The 19,524-nt window shown below is 60.3% G+C and carries 4 protein-coding genes and 2 pseudogenes; 1 reads left to right on the top strand and 5 read right to left on the bottom strand.

The genetic code is table 11. From position 1 onward, the window contains the following. Positions 1–79 precede the first annotated feature (79 nt). From PCO31110_RS23555 to PCO31110_RS23540, 3 genes and pseudogenes are all read right to left on the bottom strand, one after another. Positions 80–514 carry a tetratricopeptide repeat protein gene (locus tag PCO31110_RS23555; RefSeq protein ID WP_150691570.1) on the bottom strand — a complete coding sequence of 145 codons (435 nt, stop codon included), beginning with the start codon at positions 512–514 and terminating at the stop codon, positions 80–82. 461 nt (positions 515–975) lie between these two features. Next, complete coding sequence (locus PCO31110_RS23545; RefSeq protein WP_246189959.1) at positions 976–3,450, bottom strand: LysM peptidoglycan-binding domain-containing protein; 2,475 nt, start codon at positions 3,448–3,450, stop codon at positions 976–978. 106 nt (positions 3,451–3,556) lie between these two features. Next, positions 3,557–4,144: pseudogene (locus PCO31110_RS23540) on the bottom strand (transposase); the annotation flags it as partial. Between the two features lie 55 nt (positions 4,145–4,199). Here PCO31110_RS23540 and PCO31110_RS23535 point away from each other — a divergent pair. Beyond that, a pseudogene (locus PCO31110_RS23535) lies at positions 4,200–4,469 on the top strand (IS30 family transposase); the annotation flags it as partial. A gap of 21 nt (positions 4,470–4,490) precedes the next feature. On the opposite strand, the gene PCO31110_RS23530 reads toward PCO31110_RS23535, so the two are convergent. Together PCO31110_RS23530 and PCO31110_RS23525 are read right to left on the bottom strand one after the other, a co-directional pair. Further along, complete coding sequence (locus PCO31110_RS23530) at positions 4,491–4,814, bottom strand: hypothetical protein (protein WP_150691567.1); 324 nt, start codon at positions 4,812–4,814, stop codon at positions 4,491–4,493. Continuing rightward, entirely contained in the window at positions 4,801–19,335 is a 14,535-nt protein-coding gene (locus tag PCO31110_RS23525; protein ID WP_174979736.1) for a LysM peptidoglycan-binding domain-containing protein, read from the bottom strand. The genes PCO31110_RS23530 and PCO31110_RS23525 overlap by 14 nt, the downstream gene beginning before the upstream one ends. Positions 19,336–19,524 lie beyond the last annotated feature (189 nt).

The raw sequence follows: 19,524 nt of genomic DNA, 5'->3' as shown, positions 1-19,524 counted from the left end.
CATGCAACCAGAGGCATAATCCAGAAACGACAACGCCCGCACAGGGCGGGCGTCGGCATGAGGCAACTTGATGAACTGGTCAAAGCTTGGCTTTGGTATTAACGAAGTCAAGATAACGGGCGTCTTCCGAAGCAAAAATCTCCTCCCCTCCCCCCATATAGGCGCGCATCAGCTCATTAGCAGCAACATCCTCCTCACCGTCATCAAGTAGAACTTGACCAAGACGCAAATGCAAGAAGGGGTTGCCAACGGCCTCAGGGCAAGTCATCGCAAACTCAAGAGCTTCGCGTGCAGAGGTCTTATAACCGGCCAGAAAGCACGCGTCAGCTATCGCGGCAAGAATCCAAGTTGAGGCCTGCCATTCATTCTTTGGATCAGGCACTAACGACCATGCCTTGTTGTACTCGGCAATCGCAGCTTCATAGCTTTTCGCCTCCGCGAGACGATCGCCTTTCGCGCACAGTGCCTTGATCTCCTCATGAGTCGAGACATCAAGCTCCAATTTATTGCTCATCGCACCCCTACCTTTTTAGCTTCGTGAAGTCCGGTACCGCCGGAGATTGATATGTTTGACCAAGCCTTGCCCCCTCCGAACGATTTATCGAACTCGGCTGCAACACATAATTTTCCGAGCTAAGCATAAATTGGCGCACTTCTGGCGCTTTCGGCGCATAGAAGCGACCAACCTCGTTCCACCAACTCACCGCGTCAACTGTGTGAGCCATATCAACCTTTGAGTCGATACGAGTCAGGGTTCCCCCTGGCCCAACCAGTTGAAGATTATTGGGATTACCTCGCAAGAGAGGCCCATCACCTATAATTTGCCCATCCACGCGCATGCGCTCTACAACCGCCTGACCAGTTCGGGAATACTTGTCCGGTGTTGCCCCCATATACTGAAGGCGGGAACTCGTCCTTACCCTCCCGTCGCCAGCCACGTCCCCCATTGTCTCAGGGTTGGCTCGCGCTCTGATTCTACTCGCAACGGCCATTTGCCCCGCCTGCGATTCCTTCGACCGCTCCACCAGCATCCAACAGAGCATCCTGAGTATGCTGACTTGCGCCCAAAGACCGAGCAATAACGGACATCCCCGAGCCGACGGGCGATCCTTGAATCTTATTTAGCCGAGCTTCTAGCGGACTTGGGGTCGGGAACACTCGCTCCATCACGACAGACCTAGCAGCAGGCGACGCCTCATAGTTGAGGTGCCGCCACGCCTCCCCGTATTGCTGTTCGCTTATCGCTCGGGCAATTTCGCTGAACTTGTTGTAGGTGCCTTCAATGACTCTTCTGTCGTTGAAAGTTTGGAATGCTTCGGGATCCAGACTACGAGAGGAGCCTACGTTTGTCGGCGGGAATGAGCCCCAGACGCCCTGACCGTTCGCGTCTTCCCCGATGTAGGGGGCAGAGTGTGTTCTGCCCGCTGATTCCGGGATGTCTGCGTTGGTGCCATTGATTTCGACTGTGAGGGGGGGAGCGTCATTGCTATTCCACCCACCCACCTCACCTCGCCCAACATCCGTGTACCCCGTTTGAGCCAGAGTCGCACTGACTCCATACTTCGGTACACCACTAGAAATAGCATCGAACGAGAAGGCACCATCGCGCATGCCTGTCGTTGCACCGTCGTCAGCACTGGCCGAATTGAACATTTGCGATGCGTCGACGCTTGGATCGCCAACGATCCCCGCCGTGTTCCCTCGAGGCCCGAACAACCCCGCGCCGCCCGTTGGGTAGCTAAGTGTCGCGTTTAGCCCGGTCGTAGCTCGCTCGGTCATGCTTTCCGTCGAGTACCAGTCCTTGTCCGCCAATCCTTGCGCCAGCGCATTGCCAAACGCGTCCGTTGCAACCTGCTGCATAGCAACTCGTCCACCACGAAGGATTGACGTGGTCAGCCCCGCAGCCGTCCCAACGAGTACACCTGTAACCGTTCGCCCAAGGACGCCACCAATTTCGTTATTAATCGACTGCGAAATTGAGCTAGCTCCGCCCGCATTCAGTGCTCCGCCAACTGCGCCACCCGCAGCACTTGCAGCCACTGAAGTCCAATTGAAGCTATGCTGCAGCCCAGTAACGACCCCGATTCCCTGTAGCGCGACGTTGGTTGCTGCCGCACGCAAAGCGCTGGCGCCGATACTTGCGCCGGCTATTTGAGAGCCAACACCAGCTCCGATAGCTGCACTCAGTCCGCTAAGCGCAAGCTGATTGAAGCTGATCCCGTTCTGCGCCCCCATCGTCACGCCAGCCAATTGCCCCGCTAACGAACCAGCGATGCCCCCGATGGATGCCGCACCGACTGCTGCCGAGAGCCCACCAATCGTTGCACCCGTGACGGTGAGTCCGCCGACTGCCGTCCCGCCTAGCATCGCAGAGGCCCCGGCTGACATGGCACTTCCAAACGAAAGCGATGCTGCGGTTGCCCCTTCAGCCGCTTGCACGGCGCCCATCGCGTATGCCGCTGCACCCGCCGTGTAGACAGCGACAATCACCGTCACTGCGATCATGATGACCGTGCCCAAGCCACCACAACCTCCACCACTATCGGCCTGCGGTAGCGGCAGATTAGGCGTGGTATCCCCGATCACCTGACTCGGGTCATACGGCTTGAAGGTCTTGCTGTCGTTGTGGATCGTGCTAACGCGGTTCGGGATCGTCAGCGACTGTCCCACACGAAGATCCGAATTACCCGACAACCCGTTCGCTTCTGCAATCAGGTACCACAGCTTTGAATCGCCATAAGCCGAGTGCGCAATACTCTCCAGCATATCCCCGGCTTGCACCGCTATCGCGCCCGGCGCACCCGTCGGGTACTTGCCGTTGATCGGCTGGAACCCAAAGCTGAAGTCCGCCTTGTTGGTGAAGCTCGGATTACCCGTGTTCGGGTCCTGCGGTGCGTCCGGGTTGATCATGTCGCCATAGCGACCCAGCACCTCGCCATCGACCACCAACTGGCGCTGCGTGTGCCCGCCCTGATTCACATACAGCACGTGACCCTGCGCGTCGTTCACAAACGTCCGATTGTTCTCCGGCTTCGTGCTGTCCGTCACTGACGTCAGATTGCCATTGACGTCGTAATCGCTCGTCGTCGACCCCGGATCGAACTTGTCGCTGGTGCCATCGACGCGCGCTTCCTTGTACCCGTCGAAGCGCGCCATCGTGTACGTGTAGTTATTCGTGTACCCATCGCCATCCTGATTGGCCATCGAATAACTCACGACGTTGCCCGCGCCGTCGTATTGCGAGTAGTTCACCTCGTACTTCGCGGCGCCGTCGCTCTTCGTGACCTTCTGATGCAGCAGACGGCCGTTCTGGTCGTACGTGCTCTGACGTGTCTCGCTGCCGTTGCCTCCGGCCGCTCCGTTCAACGCCGTCACGTACTCCTGCGGCAACGCGCCCGCAGGCCCCGTCTGCACCACCCGGTTCGCACCGTCGTAGAAACGCGTGTCCAACAGCACACCGTCGTATAGCTGTACGACGCCCCTCGCCACCGACGGGAGCGTTAGCGAGCGTGATGAGGATCAGGTGGATGACGCAGGTTTGCAGCGTCGTGGTAGAAAACACCGACCTATTGCGTACGACGGCATCCTCGCGAATCGTCACATGCAGCGCGTCAAAGAACACGACCGGATACATCGGGTCGAGCGGCCGGGACGGTTAGGCGGTGACTTCACTCATCACCTCGTCGGTGACCGAGCTGATGAACTCGGGCGAGACTTCCGTGCCGCACTGTTCCAGTACGAAGCCCTGAATTTCACGAACGGTCATGCCACGCGCATACATGGCGATGATCTTGTCGTCAAAGCCCGCGAAGCATCGTTCTTGTTTGGGAATCAACAGTGGCTCGAAGCTGCCGTTGCGGTCGCGCTGCACCTCGATGCGGATCGGTCTGTCGTCTGTCAGGACCGTCTTGGCAACTTTGCCGTTGCGCTGCTTCGTCACGCTGGGCGGCTTGGCGACGCCCGGCTGGTAGCCGAGATGGTGGTTCATCTCGCCGCCCAGCGCGCGCCCGATCAACGCTTTCTTGAAGGCCAGCGATGCGGCGTTGATAGCGTCGGCCGTCATCGGGCTGTGGCTGAACTACTCAAGCAGCTCGGCGGAGATCGTCGGCAGCTCTGCCGGTGGGGCTTTCGGTTTGCGAGGCATAGTCACTCCATGACGACATGTTATGCCTCGAACACGAATTTAATGACAGGCCCGTCATGTCGAACTGTCCAGGCGATTGAATCTCGATATCTGGTTTGCCGATCCGCACGCGCCCTGGCAGCGTGGCAGCAACGAGAACAGCAACGGCTTGCTGCGCCAGTTCTTACCAAAGGGTATGGATCTCTCAAGCGTCAGCCAGACCCAACTCAACGACATTGCCAAATTGTTCAATGGACGGCCGCGTCAGATGCTCGGCTGGGACACACCCGAGGAAGCGATGGCCGAGGAATTGAAAACGTCCGGATTAGCTCAACGGGGCACTTGACTCTTGAGGTCCCCCCCCGGCTTACCGTGAATATCCGTGTGGCGACTCACCTTTTTCAATAACCAATTTCAATCCTTGAAACTCAATCGCTTCCTTAAGATTCTGGAACAACTGATCTTGCTCATTCTTTGAAACAGCAGTACCGTCTCTCCATCTTTCAAAAGCATTAGGGCTGACACTAATGCACGGCAATCCGCCACTCATCCCATCTTCTATGTCAAGCGTGATCGTCTTGCCATTCTCTCTGTATTCTGCGGTGAAGCGACTAGTGAATTGAACAACAAATCCACGGTCGCTTTGCACTCCTTGCTTATTTAGCCAAGTAAACACTTCAATTGCCTCCAAATTTGTATCGTGGTTTTAAATAGATGGAGTCAATGCCGGTGACATTCGGGTTCACCTGCAACGCAGGCAGTTCAATTGTCTGATAAACACTCGTCGGACGAACTGAGCCAAGTACAGCACGCACCTGACCGCTGGCTTGTTCTGCCGCCAATTGAGACGTTTCGCCCCAAATTTGTCCAGCTTCGGCACGAGTGAATGGCGACGACTCACCAAACAAATTCATGCTGTCAAGCCAACTGCCGCCAGGCGTCATTTCCAATGTCACTCCCCCATTTGTCCGAACAAATGCCTGAGCATCCGCGACGCCGTTACGTCCCAAACCTGACCATAGCGTGAACGAATCTCTCGGCGTATTCAATCCAAGAGTATTAGCTTGCTCTACAACTTGAGCAGGTGTCCAGCCTGCGAGCGGATGGCTTGCCGCAGCGTCAGTCGCTACCGTGGTAGCAACACCATTCGTCGCAATAGCAGCACTCCCCCTTCCGGCCACAGGAGCGGAATTTTCCGGTCCCCCGACTCGCATTGTACTAAGGAACCCCAACCCCGCTGCAATCTGGTTCGGGGTATTCGGCGTTACATCAAACAAGGGAAACTGGGGAACAGGACCGCTCGAAGCCCCCGGCGGCAGAATCCCCAAGCCTTCTCCCGCAGCCACCACCGAGTGCCCAAGTTGTAGCAACCCGTTCGCGTTGGCGTTCAGCCCGTTGATGAAACTCTTGCCAAGCTCAACGGACGCGTGACCAAACTCACCCGCCCGCTGCTTCGCCATATCCCAAGCCCCAAGCATCACGTCGGCGTCGCCACCAGCCATCAGCACCGCCCCATGCCCCGGTCCGTCCACTACTCCCATCGGCAGGTATGCGAACCGGCCACCACGTGCCAAACTATCTACATCTGGCGCGCCTCCGTAGTTCGGACCAAATGCGATAGCCGCGCCGCTGTAGGGTTCTGGCGCGGCCCGAGCGACGAGTGCGTCCCGCGCTGCGGAAGCCGTCAACGCTCCCAGCTCGCCGGATGCGCCTCCCGCCCCGAACAGGATGGAATTGCCACTATAGGGTGCCTGTGATACCGCATCGACGTTGAATAGGGACGCATCAGGAGCTAACACCGACGGCAAGTTATATCCTGGCCCGGACATTACTGCGCGGGCGCTATATTCAGTTTTCTCCGGAATAAGCGATGACCCGAGCGACTGCCCCAACGCATTGCCGAACGCATCCGTGGCGACCTGCTGTATCGCAATTCGTCCACCTCGAAGGATTGACGTGGTTGCCGCAGCGGCCGTCCCAACCAGCACGCCCGAAACCGTGCGCCCAAGCAAACCGCCAATTTCGTTATTAATCGACTGCGAGATCGAGTTAGCCCCACCCGCATTCAATGCCCCTCCAACTGCGCCACCCGCAGCACTTGCGGCCACCGATGTCCAACTGAAGCTCGATTGCAGACCAGTAACGACGCCGATGCCCTGCGCTGTAATATTGGTCGCCGCAGCACGCAACGCCCCGACCGCGCCCCCGGTACCGCCAATTGCCGCTCCCACGCCAGAGCCCACGCCCGCGCTCAGCCCGCTCATTACAATCTGGCCAAAATTAATGCCGTTTTGTGCGCCGATTGCCACCCCTGTCAGTTGGCTCGCGAACGACCCGGCGGCTCCCCCGATTGCAGCGGCTTCGATTGCTTCAACCGTAGTCATGGTGGCTGCGCCCGTTATGGTGGCACCGCCCAACATTGCCGACGCCCCGCTCGCCATGATCGTTCCGAACGATGCGTTCATGGCTGCGGTGAGGCCCATTGCTGCGACGCCCGCAGTGAATACGGACGCTACAACAGCGACAACGACCATGACGATCATGCCCAACCCGCCACACCCCCCACCACTATCGGCTGCTGCCGGCATCGGCAAGTTCGGCGTCGTATCCCCGATCACCTGGCTTGGGTCGTACGGCTTGAACGTCTTACTGTCGTTGTGGATTGTGCTGACGCGGTTCGGGATCGTCAGCGACTGGCCCACGCGCAGGTCTGAATTGCCCGACAGCCCGTTCGCTTCCGCGATCAGGTACCACAGCTTCGAGTCGCCATAGGCCGAGTGCGCGATGCTCTCGAGCGTGTCGCCCGCCTGTACCGCCACTGCACCCGGCGCTCCCGTCGGGTACTTGCCGTTGATCGGCTGGAACCCGAAGCTGAAGTCCGCCTTGTTGATGAAGTTCGGATTGCCCGTGTTCGGGTCCTGTGGGGCGTCCGGGTTGATCATGTCCCCGTAACGCCCCAGCACTTCGCCGTCTACCACGAGCTGACGTTGCGCGTGACCGCCCTGGTTCACATACAACACATGACCCTGCGCGTCGTTCACGAACGTGCGGTTGTTCTCCGCCTTCGTGCTGTCCGTCACCGAGATCAGGTTGCTGTTCACGTCATAGGCACTCGTCGTCGTGCCTGAGTCGAACTTCGTGCTCGTGCCGTTGACCGTCCCTTCCTTGTAGCCGTCGATCACCAGCGTTTGGTACGTGTAGTTATTCGTGTACCCGTCGCCGTCCTGATTGGTCATGGTGTAGTTGACCAAATTGCCCGCGCCGTCGTACTGCGTGTAGTCGACCTCGTACTTCGGCGAACCGTCGCTCTTGGTCACCTTCTGGTGCAACAGGCGCCCATTCTGGTCGTACGTGCTCTGACGCGTCTCGCTGCCATTACCACCCGCAGCCCCGTTAAGCGCTGTGACGTACTCCTGCGGCAACGCCCCAGCAGGCCCCGTCTGCACCACTCGGTTCGCGCCGTCGTAGAAGCGCGTGTCAAGCAGCACACCATCACGAGAGACGTGCGACAGGCGGTTATTGCTGTCGTAGTCGTACGCTTCAGTTGTCAGACCATTGACCGCTGTGTATTGCGTGCGATATGCCGCCGACGGCTGCGAGATGTATCCGTAAATCGGATTCCCCGCTTCGTCCGATCCCGTCACGCCCCACACCGACGTCCATTCCGTGTGATCGAACACTCGGTCGGCCTGCACGCGCGCGCCGAAATACGTGTCGCTCACACGATTGCCGTTCTTGTCGTACGTGATCTTGTGGCCCTGCCCCACGCCAATGTCACCATTGGCGTTGATGCCATCCACCACGATCTGACGGTTCATCGCGTCGTACTTGAACCAGCGGTCCTCGTCCTGACTCTGGTCCATCGCATTGATCACGTGCGACGTGATGTGCGTCCGGTTGCCCACCGCGTCGTAATCGATGCTGATGTGCACTCGCCCATCGGCCACATCACGCAGACGGCCCAAGGCGTCATACGCCAGATGATTGTCCTGATAGACCGCGCCCCCCTGCGTCGTACGCTCGCGCACCTTGTTACCCGCGAGGTCGTACGCATAGGTGGATACACGCGCCAGTGCGTTGTCGATGATGGCCGTGTTCTGACCGGCCCCATCGTACTGGTAGCTAATGTCCTGCCCACGTGTACTGGTCTGACGAATCAACTGACGCGCGTTGTCGTACGTGAAGCTGTACGATGCGCCGCCGATATCCGTGCGACCCAGCAAGAGACCGAAATAGTCGTACGTCCACGTCGCCGTCAGTCCATTGCCATCGGTTTCACCGATCTTGCGATTCTGCGAATCGAACGCCGCGATCACCGACTGCCCCGACGGCTGCGTCGTTCTCACCACGTTGCCGCGAGCATCGTACGCGTACGTGATCGACGCGCCCGAGCCGTCGCGTTGCCACAGCTTGCGACCCGCCTGATCGTAGCCATACGACTGAGTAAGCGCCTGCGAACCCTGATTGACCAGCGTCGAGCCGCTGATCGAGTACACACCCACCGCCCCCATCGTCATCTGCACGAGATGGCCGAGCTTGTCGTAGGCGTAGTCCGTCGGGTTGCCATTGCCATCGACCATGCGAACCTGCTGGCCGAACGCATCGTAGTAGTGACGCACCACGCCGCCATCGGCGTGCAACTCCTGCGTCACATTGCCTGCCGCGTCGTAAGTCGTTCCGTTGACATGACCGTTGGCATCGACCACCGACACCACGCGCCCCATCGCGTCATACGTGTAGCGCGTGACAGGTGATGCCGACGACGCATTACCGTTCGCATCCGGCTGACGCTGCTCAATCATCTGATTGTTAGCGTTGTACTTGTACGTAGTGACCCAGTACGGCGAACGCGGGTCCGACACCGACAGCACATTGCCCCACCGGTCGTACGTCTGACTGACCGTCGGACGCGCAGCCGTCGCCCCGCCATTCAGCCCAACCGTCTGCGACACCGATACTGCACCGCCCGCCCCCGGCAAACTCACCACATTCGTGATGCTGCCCGTGGTCACGCTGTTGCCGTATTGCGTCGGCGTGCCCGGAATCCAGTACCCCGGGATATAGGCTGGCGTGGTGCCCGACACCGTCGGCATTGGCGCAACACCCGGCACCCAATATTGCTCCTCAACGTACTGGGTGTCGTACACGGTGTAAGGAACGGCGACCACCCTGCCGTTGACCATGTCGTAGCCCTTACCGTAGATCGGCGATCCGTCCTCGTTGTTTCCCACGACGACAGGCGCGCCGTAGTCGTAGCCAGTGATGTATTTGGAAGGATCGTCCGGCGTGACCGTATAGGCTTCCTTCACCCAATTGGTGACCTGGTAGCCAATGCCGACTACCTTGTCGCCCTGCCACTGATAGTTCGCGTAAAGCTGCTGGACGCCCGACTCGTCGACATAGCCGACCGGATAACCGTAGACCGGAAGCGGGTTGCGCTGGAGGTAATGGTTCGGATCCTCCGGCACGACCGTGTTGTAGTACGTGTCGTACACCGTGCGCGTTCCAATTCGCGCCTCCTGGACGTACCGCGTGTAGATGACATTGCCGTCTTCGTCGTGCTTGATATTGCCATCTTCGTCGCGAGCCGGGTCCACACCGACCGACACATAGTAGGTGTATTGCTCCTGCCGCGGCACCTGATAAGGCACCTGATAGGGATCGGCCACGATCACGTTACCCGACCACCGATAGTGCGCGTTCGGTATCTGCACGCCGTTTCCGTCGACACCTATCACGATCGGATAGCCGTAGACCGCGCGCTTGTAGCTAACGATGTAGTTGTCAGGATTCGGCGGGTACGCCGTACTTACCACGGGAACGTCGCGATATGCGGTGTAAGGCACGGCAATCACGCCAACGCCGCTGTGCTGATAGCCCGTACCAAGGCCCAACTCGACGCCATCTTCGTTGTAGCCGGTCACCACCGGCGGGCTATAACGAATGCGCGTAAGGTAGTTGCTCGGGTCAGCCGGCGTGACGGTACGCGGCACCTGAATTGCCACAGTGCGCGTATCGTAATGCCCGGCAGGCGTCGGCGACACCGTCAGATTGCCGGTGTAATGCGAACCCAGCGACGACCCGACCGGCGAGCGCAGAATCTCGAATTCGAACGTTCCCACCGGCAGGCCGCCGATATCCACGGCCTGCAGCACCGTCGCACCGGAGTTCTCGTCCCACGAATACGGGTAGGTGCTGATCGGCAGCGTCTGCCAATCTCCACCCGCAACGCGATAACGGAAAACCGTAGTTTCCGGGCCATTCACGGTCCAGCGAATTGTGTTGGCCTTGTACCCGCCAATGATCTCGGTCGTACCGCTTTCATTGTTGTCGACCGCCGTGCCACCAACGGTGTCGTAAGCCACCCACACATTGGCAATAACCGGCAGCCCCACCGGCGGCACCCACACGGGCGCCACCTCACCGACCACGCTCATGTTGCCTGTAGCGTGCGCGTACGGGGCCGAATCGCCCTGACGCTGCCACAGCAATTCGTACTCGTACGTGCCCGCACCCAGCGACGACATGTCGAAGCCGTCGTAATCGGTGTAGATCGAGTACGGATGCGTAATCGGCATGGTGGACCATTCGCCGCCGCTGCCTGCCACGCGGTAGCGGAAAGTCTGTCCCACGTTCGACGGCGCAGCCGGCCAGGTGAAGTCCTTCGCTGACGAGTGCCACTGCCCCATCTGCGCCACGCCCGGCCCGATCGGGAACGAGAGGTTGGCCAGTTGAGACAGGTTCACGCTCATCGTTCCCGTGCTGGTCACCTGCGTGGTGCCCTGCGTGCTGGTCGTAAGCACACGGTATTCGTAGTTGCCCGCCGCCAGACTGGAGGTGTCGAACCGGAACGCGCCGCCGAAGTTGATTCCCGGTGGCGTAATCCAGCCTGTATCCCCTGGGCTACCTGCCGGGCGCACTTGCAACGCCACAGTCGTCGCCGTGTCCGACGGCAGACCCACTTCAATCTGATTGGTCGTCTGAAGCGCCGGATTCTGGTTAATCACCAGTTGCCAGTTGCCGTTGATATCCTTCTTGTAAACGCGCACGGCATTGATACGATCGATGCCACCTTCGGCACCGTCGCTATCGCGCCAGCTTATCGACACGCCGTTACCGGCTTGCTCGTTCGAGAAGATCTGACTACGGGTACGCGGGACACCGTTGAGCACGACAGTCGACGTCGAGCCGCCGCTCTCGCCGGAGCCGCTCTCATTACCCTCGCTCGTCGTCACGACCGTCGCCGTGGTGTAGTCGAACTCGACGCGGATGTCGCCGCTACCCAGCTGCGCCAGACTCCAGGAGAAATTGGCTGTGGACGGCGAATTCCAGATCACACGACCGTCTTCGCCAAAGCTGTAGATTGCAGGCGATGTCGTGAAGTACGTCGCCATACTGCGCACCGTCACGCCGCCGGTGGATTCGGCACGCGACGGCCCCACACGAGACGTCACGCGGCCCAGCGCGTCGTAGACCAAATCGGTACGGCGGCCGTCGCTCAGCATAATCGCCTGATCGACGCTGCCGAAAGACTTCAAGTCGTAATTGACGCCGCCCGTCCCGGCACTGCGCACTTCAGCCGTCACGTGACCGCTCAAGTCATAGACCGAAATTTTGTCGGTGCCGTCACCACTGTTGGTACGCCAGACTCGCCCGGCATTGTCGTAATCGAAGTACTCCTGACGCCCGCCGCCAATCCCGCGACGCGTCATCTCGCCAAAGGCGTTGTACTCCATACTCGTGTCGACCAGCCCGGCAGCCGACTGCGACACGTTGGTAACGACACCGCCCGAGACCACCGACGTGGAGGCCTGCGTGACGATATGTGTCTGACGGCCAAGCGTGTCATAGTGATAGGCCGTGAAGATGGTGTGAGGCACGCCATCGTTGCCGGTGACAACCTGCCATTCCTTGGCTACACGCCCCGCCGCGTCGTACGACGTGTAGTGCGCCGATCCGCCGGCATCGGTCATCTGAATCACTTTGCCATGCGCATCGAACGCGGCCGTACTCACACGATCGGATGCGCTCGCGCCGGCATCGACATAGCGGGTGTCGTTGGCCGACGCAGCTCCGTTGCCGCGCACCACCGTCATCACGGCATTGCCATAAGCGTCGCGATAGAAGATGTTGAGCTGTGTGAGCGCCGTGCCCGCGACCGTGCTGGTCCGCGTCGGGCCGGTCGTCGCCATCAGTCGGCCGAGCGAATCGTAGTAGTTGTACGACGTTGCGCCATCGGCAGCGATGGTCGTGGTCAGATTGCCGACGGCGTCATAGCGATACTGCGTCGACAAATTGCCGCGGGTCGATCCGCCATCGCTGGTCGTGCTGTACTGCACATCGACACGGGTTTCGCGGACCTTGCGGTTCCCCGAATCGTAATCCGTCACCACCGTACGGTCGTCGCTCGAAGTCGTCGGGCGCGCGAAGGCCGTCAGGTTCCACTGGCCGTTAGCCAGTGCCGTCGCGTACTCCGTATGCACGGTCATGTTGCCGACGGCATCGAAATTCTGCGTCGTCAGATAACCGAGGGCATCGACTGTCGCCACCTGCTGGCCGCGCCGGTCGTAATACTGATACGTCGACGTCCACTGATTGGTCACCGCATTGCGCAGCGTCGCGCTCTGCACCAGATCGCCGAAAGCGTTGTAGGTGTTCTGTGTGGTGCGCCCGCCCATGAAGTACTGGGCCGTGCCACTGGCGCTGGAATCGTAGACCAGCGACTGCGGCTCGGTCACCCGTACGGTGCGTCCCAACTGGTCGTAGACGGTCGTAATGACGCGATTCGCCGCGCCTGCCGGAGGCAATGCCGCCAGCGCAGCGAGAACCTCAGTTGCCGTCGGTGCATGCGCACCGTTCGCGACCGCAATGGGACTGTTGAAACGCGTGAGCTGCGTCACCTGGCCATAGGCATCGCGGGAGTATTGCGTGACAAAGCCCAGCGCATCGACGTCGTGCAGCACATTGCCCTGACGGTCGTACGTCTTGTAGCTCCAGTTGCCCGCCACGTCGCGGTTCGCCACCGCGTTACCCAGCGCATCATAGACCGTCTGCGTCGACAGCTCGGTCCAGTTATCGACACGGCCGGCCAAGCCGTTTTCGCCGTTCACGAGCAGGTTGTCGCGCGACGCGTCGTAGACGCCGACTGGCGGGAACGTCGTCTTGGTCTGATGCCCGACGGCGTCGTACTCGTAGCGCGTCGTGCGCGCTTCCGGACGGCCATAGGCCTCGGTACGTGCAATAACGCGTCCGAGCGCGTCGTAAGTCGTACGCGTCACCAAGTTCGCCACACCGGTGTTGGCGGCGTCGACGACGAGGTTGCCGTTGCCGTCACGGGTCAGGTTCGTGACCGTGGTTTGCGGCGACGTTTCGGTGACCAGACGGCCGGCGGCGTCATAGTCGTAATGCCAGACGTCGCCCTTCTTGTTCGTGAAGGTGATCTTGTTGCCCACACCGTCGTACGTGTACGACTCGGTGTAGCCCAACGCGTCGCGCGTGCTGAGCACACGCCCGTCGGCGTCGTACGTCATCGTGGTGACACGGTCGGCATCGCCCACCAGCACCAGCGCGGCTGCCACACCCGCAGCCGTCCACGTGGTATTGGCCGGGATAGCAAGTGCGTATTGCGTGCGCGAGGTCACGCGGCCAAACACATCGAAGGTGCTGGCCGTCACGAAGCCGAGCGAGTCGATTTGGTAGGTCGGATGACCGGCAACGTCGTATGTCGTGTGGCTGATTCGGTCGTTCGCCGCGTCGGGGGTCAAGCGTGCCCGCACACCGGTCGCCCCGCTCCTCGTATCGAAGCCGGTCAGATCAATGCGGTTGGCATAAACGCGCGTGGCAATCACGTGCCCCACGGCGTCGTAGGTGGCTTCGCTCACCGCACCCGTCGGGTCGATGGTGAAGGTATTGCGACCTGCGGCATCGAAAACATAACGTGTCGTCCGGTCGTTGGCCGCATCCGGGCGAGCCAACACCGCCATTGCAGATTGACTCGCGGGCAAACCGGTCAGGGCGATCGGCTGCGCAAACGCTTGCCGCTCGATGACGTGACCTTCCGCGTCATACACCAGATGGACGACGCCACCCGCTGCGTCCACCTGATAGACCAACCGATTCGCGTTGTCGTACGTGTAGAAAGTGTCCAGATCACCCGGCGACGGCTGCACTGTGCCATTCACCGCGCGATTGGCAAAGTGTGTCTCCTTCACGAGGTTGCCGTTGGCGTCGTAGTTCAGCCTCGTCACCGCCCCGTCGCCATCGATCGTCTGCAGTGGCCGGTCGGCTGCGTCGTAGTTGGTCTGCAGGTACGCGTCATGGGCCGGGTCGGCAAGGGTGGCCGTCACGGCGGCCAGTGTCTGTGCGTTGAGCGCAGTTCCTGCGGGCAACGGTTTGGCATACGTGACCTTCTCGCGCACGTTGCCATTGCCGTCATACTTGTACGCGGTGACGGTGTTCGCGCCATCTATCACATAGATCGGGCGGCCTACAACGTCGTAGACGGTACGTACAGCCTGATCGTGTGCAGCGTCGGCCGTAACCGCGGGCGCGTTCGTGCCGTTCCACGCTGCCGGATCGATACGGTTGGCATACGACAGACGCTCGGTGACTCTGCCCACGGCGTCGTAGGTGAACTTCACGACCGCACCGGTGCCATCGACCGAGTAGGCAAGACGGCCCATCGGGTCGTAGCTGCGGCGCTCGGTAATGTCGGATGCGGACGCTTGCAGCAAGCCTGCGAGCGTGGCGGCACTTGAGCCAGCCGTAGCGACCGAGGCGCTGCTCAATGCCGTGGCGTAGCGCACGACACGAGCGATGTTCCCTTCGCCGTCGTACGTGTTCGCCACCACTGCACCGAGCGGATCGACCGTGTAGACGACTTGATTCTTCTCGTTATAGAAGAAGCGCGTAACGTTGCCGCTGGCATCGATGGACGTCAGTACATTGCCGTTCGCGTCGTACGTGAAGCGACGAACGATCGCCAGCCCTGCCGGGTCCACCGTCTCCGCAACACGGCGGCCCGCTGCATCGTAGTCGTAACGCGTCGTCGTGCCGTTGGGGCTCGTGACGGTGACCTGTTGCCCGGCCTGGTCGTAGGTGTAGGACGTCGTCAGGTTCAGACCGCCGACGTCGACCACGCGCGCGACGACCTGTCCGCGATTGTCGTAATCGGTGCGCGTAACGGTCCCATTCGGGTCCGTCACCGTAATTTGCTGCCCCTTGCTGTCGTACGCATAGCGCGTCACCAGATTCAGACCACCCGGGTCGACCGTGCGTGTCAGGGCACGGCCAGCGCCGTCGTACGAATACGTGACGACATTACCGTTGGTATCGCGCGTCTGGATGAGATGACCCGCCGCGTCGTATTGGTTCGACGTATGTTGCAGGTCGTTGTCGACGGCAGCCAGGTTTCCGTCGTGGTCGTACGCGTACACCGTCTGGTGCCCGAGACCGTCGATCACCGTGTTCTTGAGTCCCAGCCGGTTGTGCGTCGTCACCACGCTCACGCCATCCGGCGTGGTCATGGTCATGCTGCGCTGCGCATCGTCATAGGTGTAACGCGTGACAAAACCGTTGGCGTCGGTCGTCGTCAGCGTGCGGTCGAAAGCGTCGTAAGTCGACGAGCGCGTCGCACCCGACGCATCGGTCACCTGAATCTGACGGCCCAGCGCATCGTATTGGTACGACGTGGCGTTGCCGTTGGCGTCCACGGTGCGCGAGATACGACCAAACGGATCGTACTCAGTCCGCGTGGTGATATTCAGGCCCGCCTGATCGATCGAAGTCTGGATCAGATGGCCACCGAGGTCGTAGGCATACGTCCATGTTTTCGACGTCGCACCGTTCGATGCCGTGCGCGAATATTCTTCGCCAAACGCGGTATACGTGTGTGTGATCGTGCCACCGTTGGCATTCGTCTCAGTAGCGAGCGTGCCGTCGGTGTTGTAGGCATAGGTCACGCGCGTATCTGTCGACGAATTCCTCAGCGACAGCAGCATTGCCTTGATATCGTCGGTAATCACGCCGCCTTGCGCCGGCAGATTCTGGACACGCGTCGCGTAGACCGTCGTCGCCGTGAGCTGCCCCAGCGCGTTGTAATCACGCGCCGAAATCTCACCCAATGCATTGATGGTGAACGTCAGATTGCCGTCGCCATCGTAGAAATAGCGAGTGCGATTCCCGGTGGCATCGGTCATCGAAACGCGACGACCGGCGGCATCGTAGGTGTAGTTAACCGAGTACTTCGCCCACACGGCGTCGATCTGGTCTTGCGTCATGCCAGCCGTTAATTGGGCAGCACCTTCGGCAGAAAGCGCAGAAACCAGACGGCCAAGTACGTCGTAACGCGCCAGCGAGGTGGCCACGTCCGGCGTACCTACTGCACGCGTCTTATTGATCAGGTTGCCCAGCGCGTCGTACGCGTTGGTCGTGACCGTGCCTTCCGGGTCGACCTGACGGGTAATGCGATCCAGCGCATCGTAGCTGGTCGTTACCACCTGATCGGATGCGCTCGATGCCGGGCGCAGGTCGTCGATGGTCTTATCGAACGTCATCCACACGGACACCTGCGTGGCGTAGCGAATCACCTTCGTGACGTTGCCGCGCGCGTCGTACACGCGCTCAGTCAGGTAGCCGCCCGATATTTCCCCGGTGATACGGCCCGATGCGTCGTAGACCGTTGCCGAGTACAGGTCGGCCGGTTTGGACGAGGGCACCAGTTGATAGATGGTGCCTGTCGCACGGTTGGCCGGATTGGTCGGCGTGCTGTAGCGAATGCGCTCGCGCTGACGGCCTGCAGCGTCGTACGTGTAGTACGTCATGTAGCCGTCGGCGTCGATCGTCGCCTCGAGCTTGTTATCTGACGTGTAGAAGTTGCGCGTGAGCCGGTCGGCGGTATTGGCCGGCGGCGTGGCGGCCGCAGCCGTTGGATGATCGCCCAACGTCGTAACGTCAACACGGTTGGCGTACTGCACCGTAGCCACCAGACGCGATGCCCCGTCGTAGCGCATCTCGGTCACCGAGCCGGTCGCACTAACGGTGCGCGCGAGGCGGCCGTCAGCATCGTAAATGCGCCAGCTCGTCGTGTCTGCTGCCGTCGCGGCCGGGCGGATGCTGTCGAGCGACGCCCCAGTTGGGGCTCCGGACGCATCGACCAGCGAACCCACGTTAATGGCTGTCGCGTAGCCGATGGTGCGAACCAAATTCCCTGCTGCGTCGTACCGATATTCGGTCAGGCTACCGCTGGCATCGACGTCGGCCGTCTTGCGGCCCAACGCGTCGTAGGTGTACCAATGGCGAATGCCCGTAGCGTCCTGCGTCATCAGCAAGCGTCCGTCGGCATCATAGGCGTACGTCGTTTGGCCCAACACCGTGCCGCTCGCCGACGTCTGCGTGATGCTCGTCACATGCCCTGCGCGGTCGTAAGTCGAAATCGTGGCCACGCCATTGGCGGAGGTCACCACCGTGCGGTTATGCGCTTCGTCGTAGTTCGTCGCTGTCGTGTTGCCTGCGGCATCGGTGGTCGCAATCAGACGTCCCAATCCGTCGAAAGCGAACAGTGTCGTGCCGTTGTTGGCATTCACCGTCTTGAGCAACTGACCGTGCTGGTCGTACACATATTGCTCGGTCGACTGTGTGCCATCCGCCAGGCCTGCGCCGCTCGCATTGGTGCGCTGATATGTCGTGCGCGTCTGAAGCTGGCCGCGCATGTCGTACGTCATGTCGGTGCGCAAAATGCGCGTCTTGTCCTGATTGGCCGCCCACTGCGCAGCATCGCTCTCTGAGACTGCCGTCTCCGCGGCGAGACTGCCGATTGGATACGTGGCACTCAGATACTGAATCGAGCTCACACGTTGACCGCGCGCGTCGTATACGTACTCCGTCACACGGCCGTCTGGTGAGATGACGAAGCGCTGCTGATTACGGCCAGAGCCGTCGTAGACATACCGAGTCGTCGCCGTCGACGTCGCCCATCCGGTCTGGGCATCGATGCCAAGTGCAGTGGCCTCCGTCAGCAGTTGGTTGTTGGCATCGTACGTCCGGGAAATAAAGTTCCCGAGCGAGTCTGTCTGACGGGTCAGATTGCCCTGAGCGTCATATTCAAACTTGATCGCATTGCCGTTTTCGTCGATGACACGTGTCAGATCGCCCGCACTGTCGTACTGAAACTGACGTACTGACGAGACCCCGCCGATGGCCGGTCCAGTCACCGACAGCAGTTGGCCCGTCGCATCGTAGGCATATACCGTAGCCTGTCCCATCGGATCCACGACCGTGGTGCGGCCGTTGGCCATGTCGTAAGCGTATAACGTCGTCGCGCCCAAGCCGTCGGTCACGCTCGCGACGCGGAACTCGCTGCCCACCTGCACATAGCTGAGCGTTAGCTTCGAGCCGTCGCTTTGCGTAACGGTAGCAATCCGCGTGCTTGCGCCGTCGTACGTGTAGTCGGTGCGATAGACGTTACCGTCGTCGATGCTGTTGTCGTTCGGCGACAGGTCGACGATCACCGACGTCAGACGATGGCTGGTGTCGTATTGATAACGAACAGCCGTCGTATTGAGTGTGCCGTTCAGCCCAGTGGTAACCGTGCGGAGGCCGGTGAGGTCGCCGTTCGTGTAATCGAAATACGTGGCTTCGCCGTTTAACGATTGCACGCTTGCGATGGAGGTATCCGCGTTATAGAAGTACGAAATCTTGTTGCCCGACGTATCGGTCGAGCTGATTAGGTTGCCGCTGCCCGCTCCGTCGTAGCGTTCGGTCAAGCCAGTTGTGCCGTCCTTCCAGACGAACTGGCCGTTCACGTAGTCGTACGAGATCGTGTCGTAGGCGCCGTCACCATCGGTGCCGACATAGACGCGGTTGGTCGTGTCGTAGTAATAGGTCGATTGCGAGCCGTCGGCGCCCGTGCGCGTCACGGCACTCCCAGCCATCAACAGACTGCCGGACAGCGACACCTGTTGTGCGGGGCCGACACGCCAGCCGTTACTCAGGGTGCCCTGACTGTTGTAGGTTCGCAGCGTTGCGACGTTAAGGCCGACACCGGCCAGACGCTCGTCGAGATCGCTAAGAACAAGATTGCCGTTGGCAACGTTGACGTACGCTTGCTCGCCGCTCTTGCCGGAAGTAGCTGCCCCGTAGCTGCCCCATTTGCCGAGCGTTGCGAGCGAGCTGAGCGCCAAGCCGAGGTTATTGCCGCTGACAATCGCTACCATAGTCCGTCGCCTGTTATCGGTGTTTGTTGGACGGGCTTCGTGCGCGTGTGACATCGACGCACAACTTGCCCTGATGGCAAGTTATCAATTGATTTCAGCGATTGTTTAGGGATACAGGCGAGTTAATTTTTGTCCGACGACGAGCAGGATCGTCATCGTCATTTGTGCGAGAAACACGTAGCGAGAACG

Origin of the sequence: Pandoraea communis (assembly GCF_902459745.1) — a bacterium.
In the GTDB taxonomy this organism is placed as follows: domain Bacteria; phylum Pseudomonadota; class Gammaproteobacteria; order Burkholderiales; family Burkholderiaceae; genus Pandoraea; species Pandoraea communis.
Note: the sequence above shows the minus strand (reverse complement) of the source record. Positions and strands in the feature narration are given on the sequence as shown.

Excerpts from the sequence above, each read along its gene's own strand:
- PCO31110_RS23555 (WP_150691570.1), bottom strand. The coding sequence starts at position 514 with ATGAGCAATAAATTGGAGCTTGATGTCTCGACTCATGAGGAGATCAAG.
- PCO31110_RS23525 (WP_174979736.1), bottom strand. The coding sequence starts at position 19,335 with ATGGTAGCGATTGTCAGCGGCAATAACCTCGGCTTGGCGCTCAGCTCG.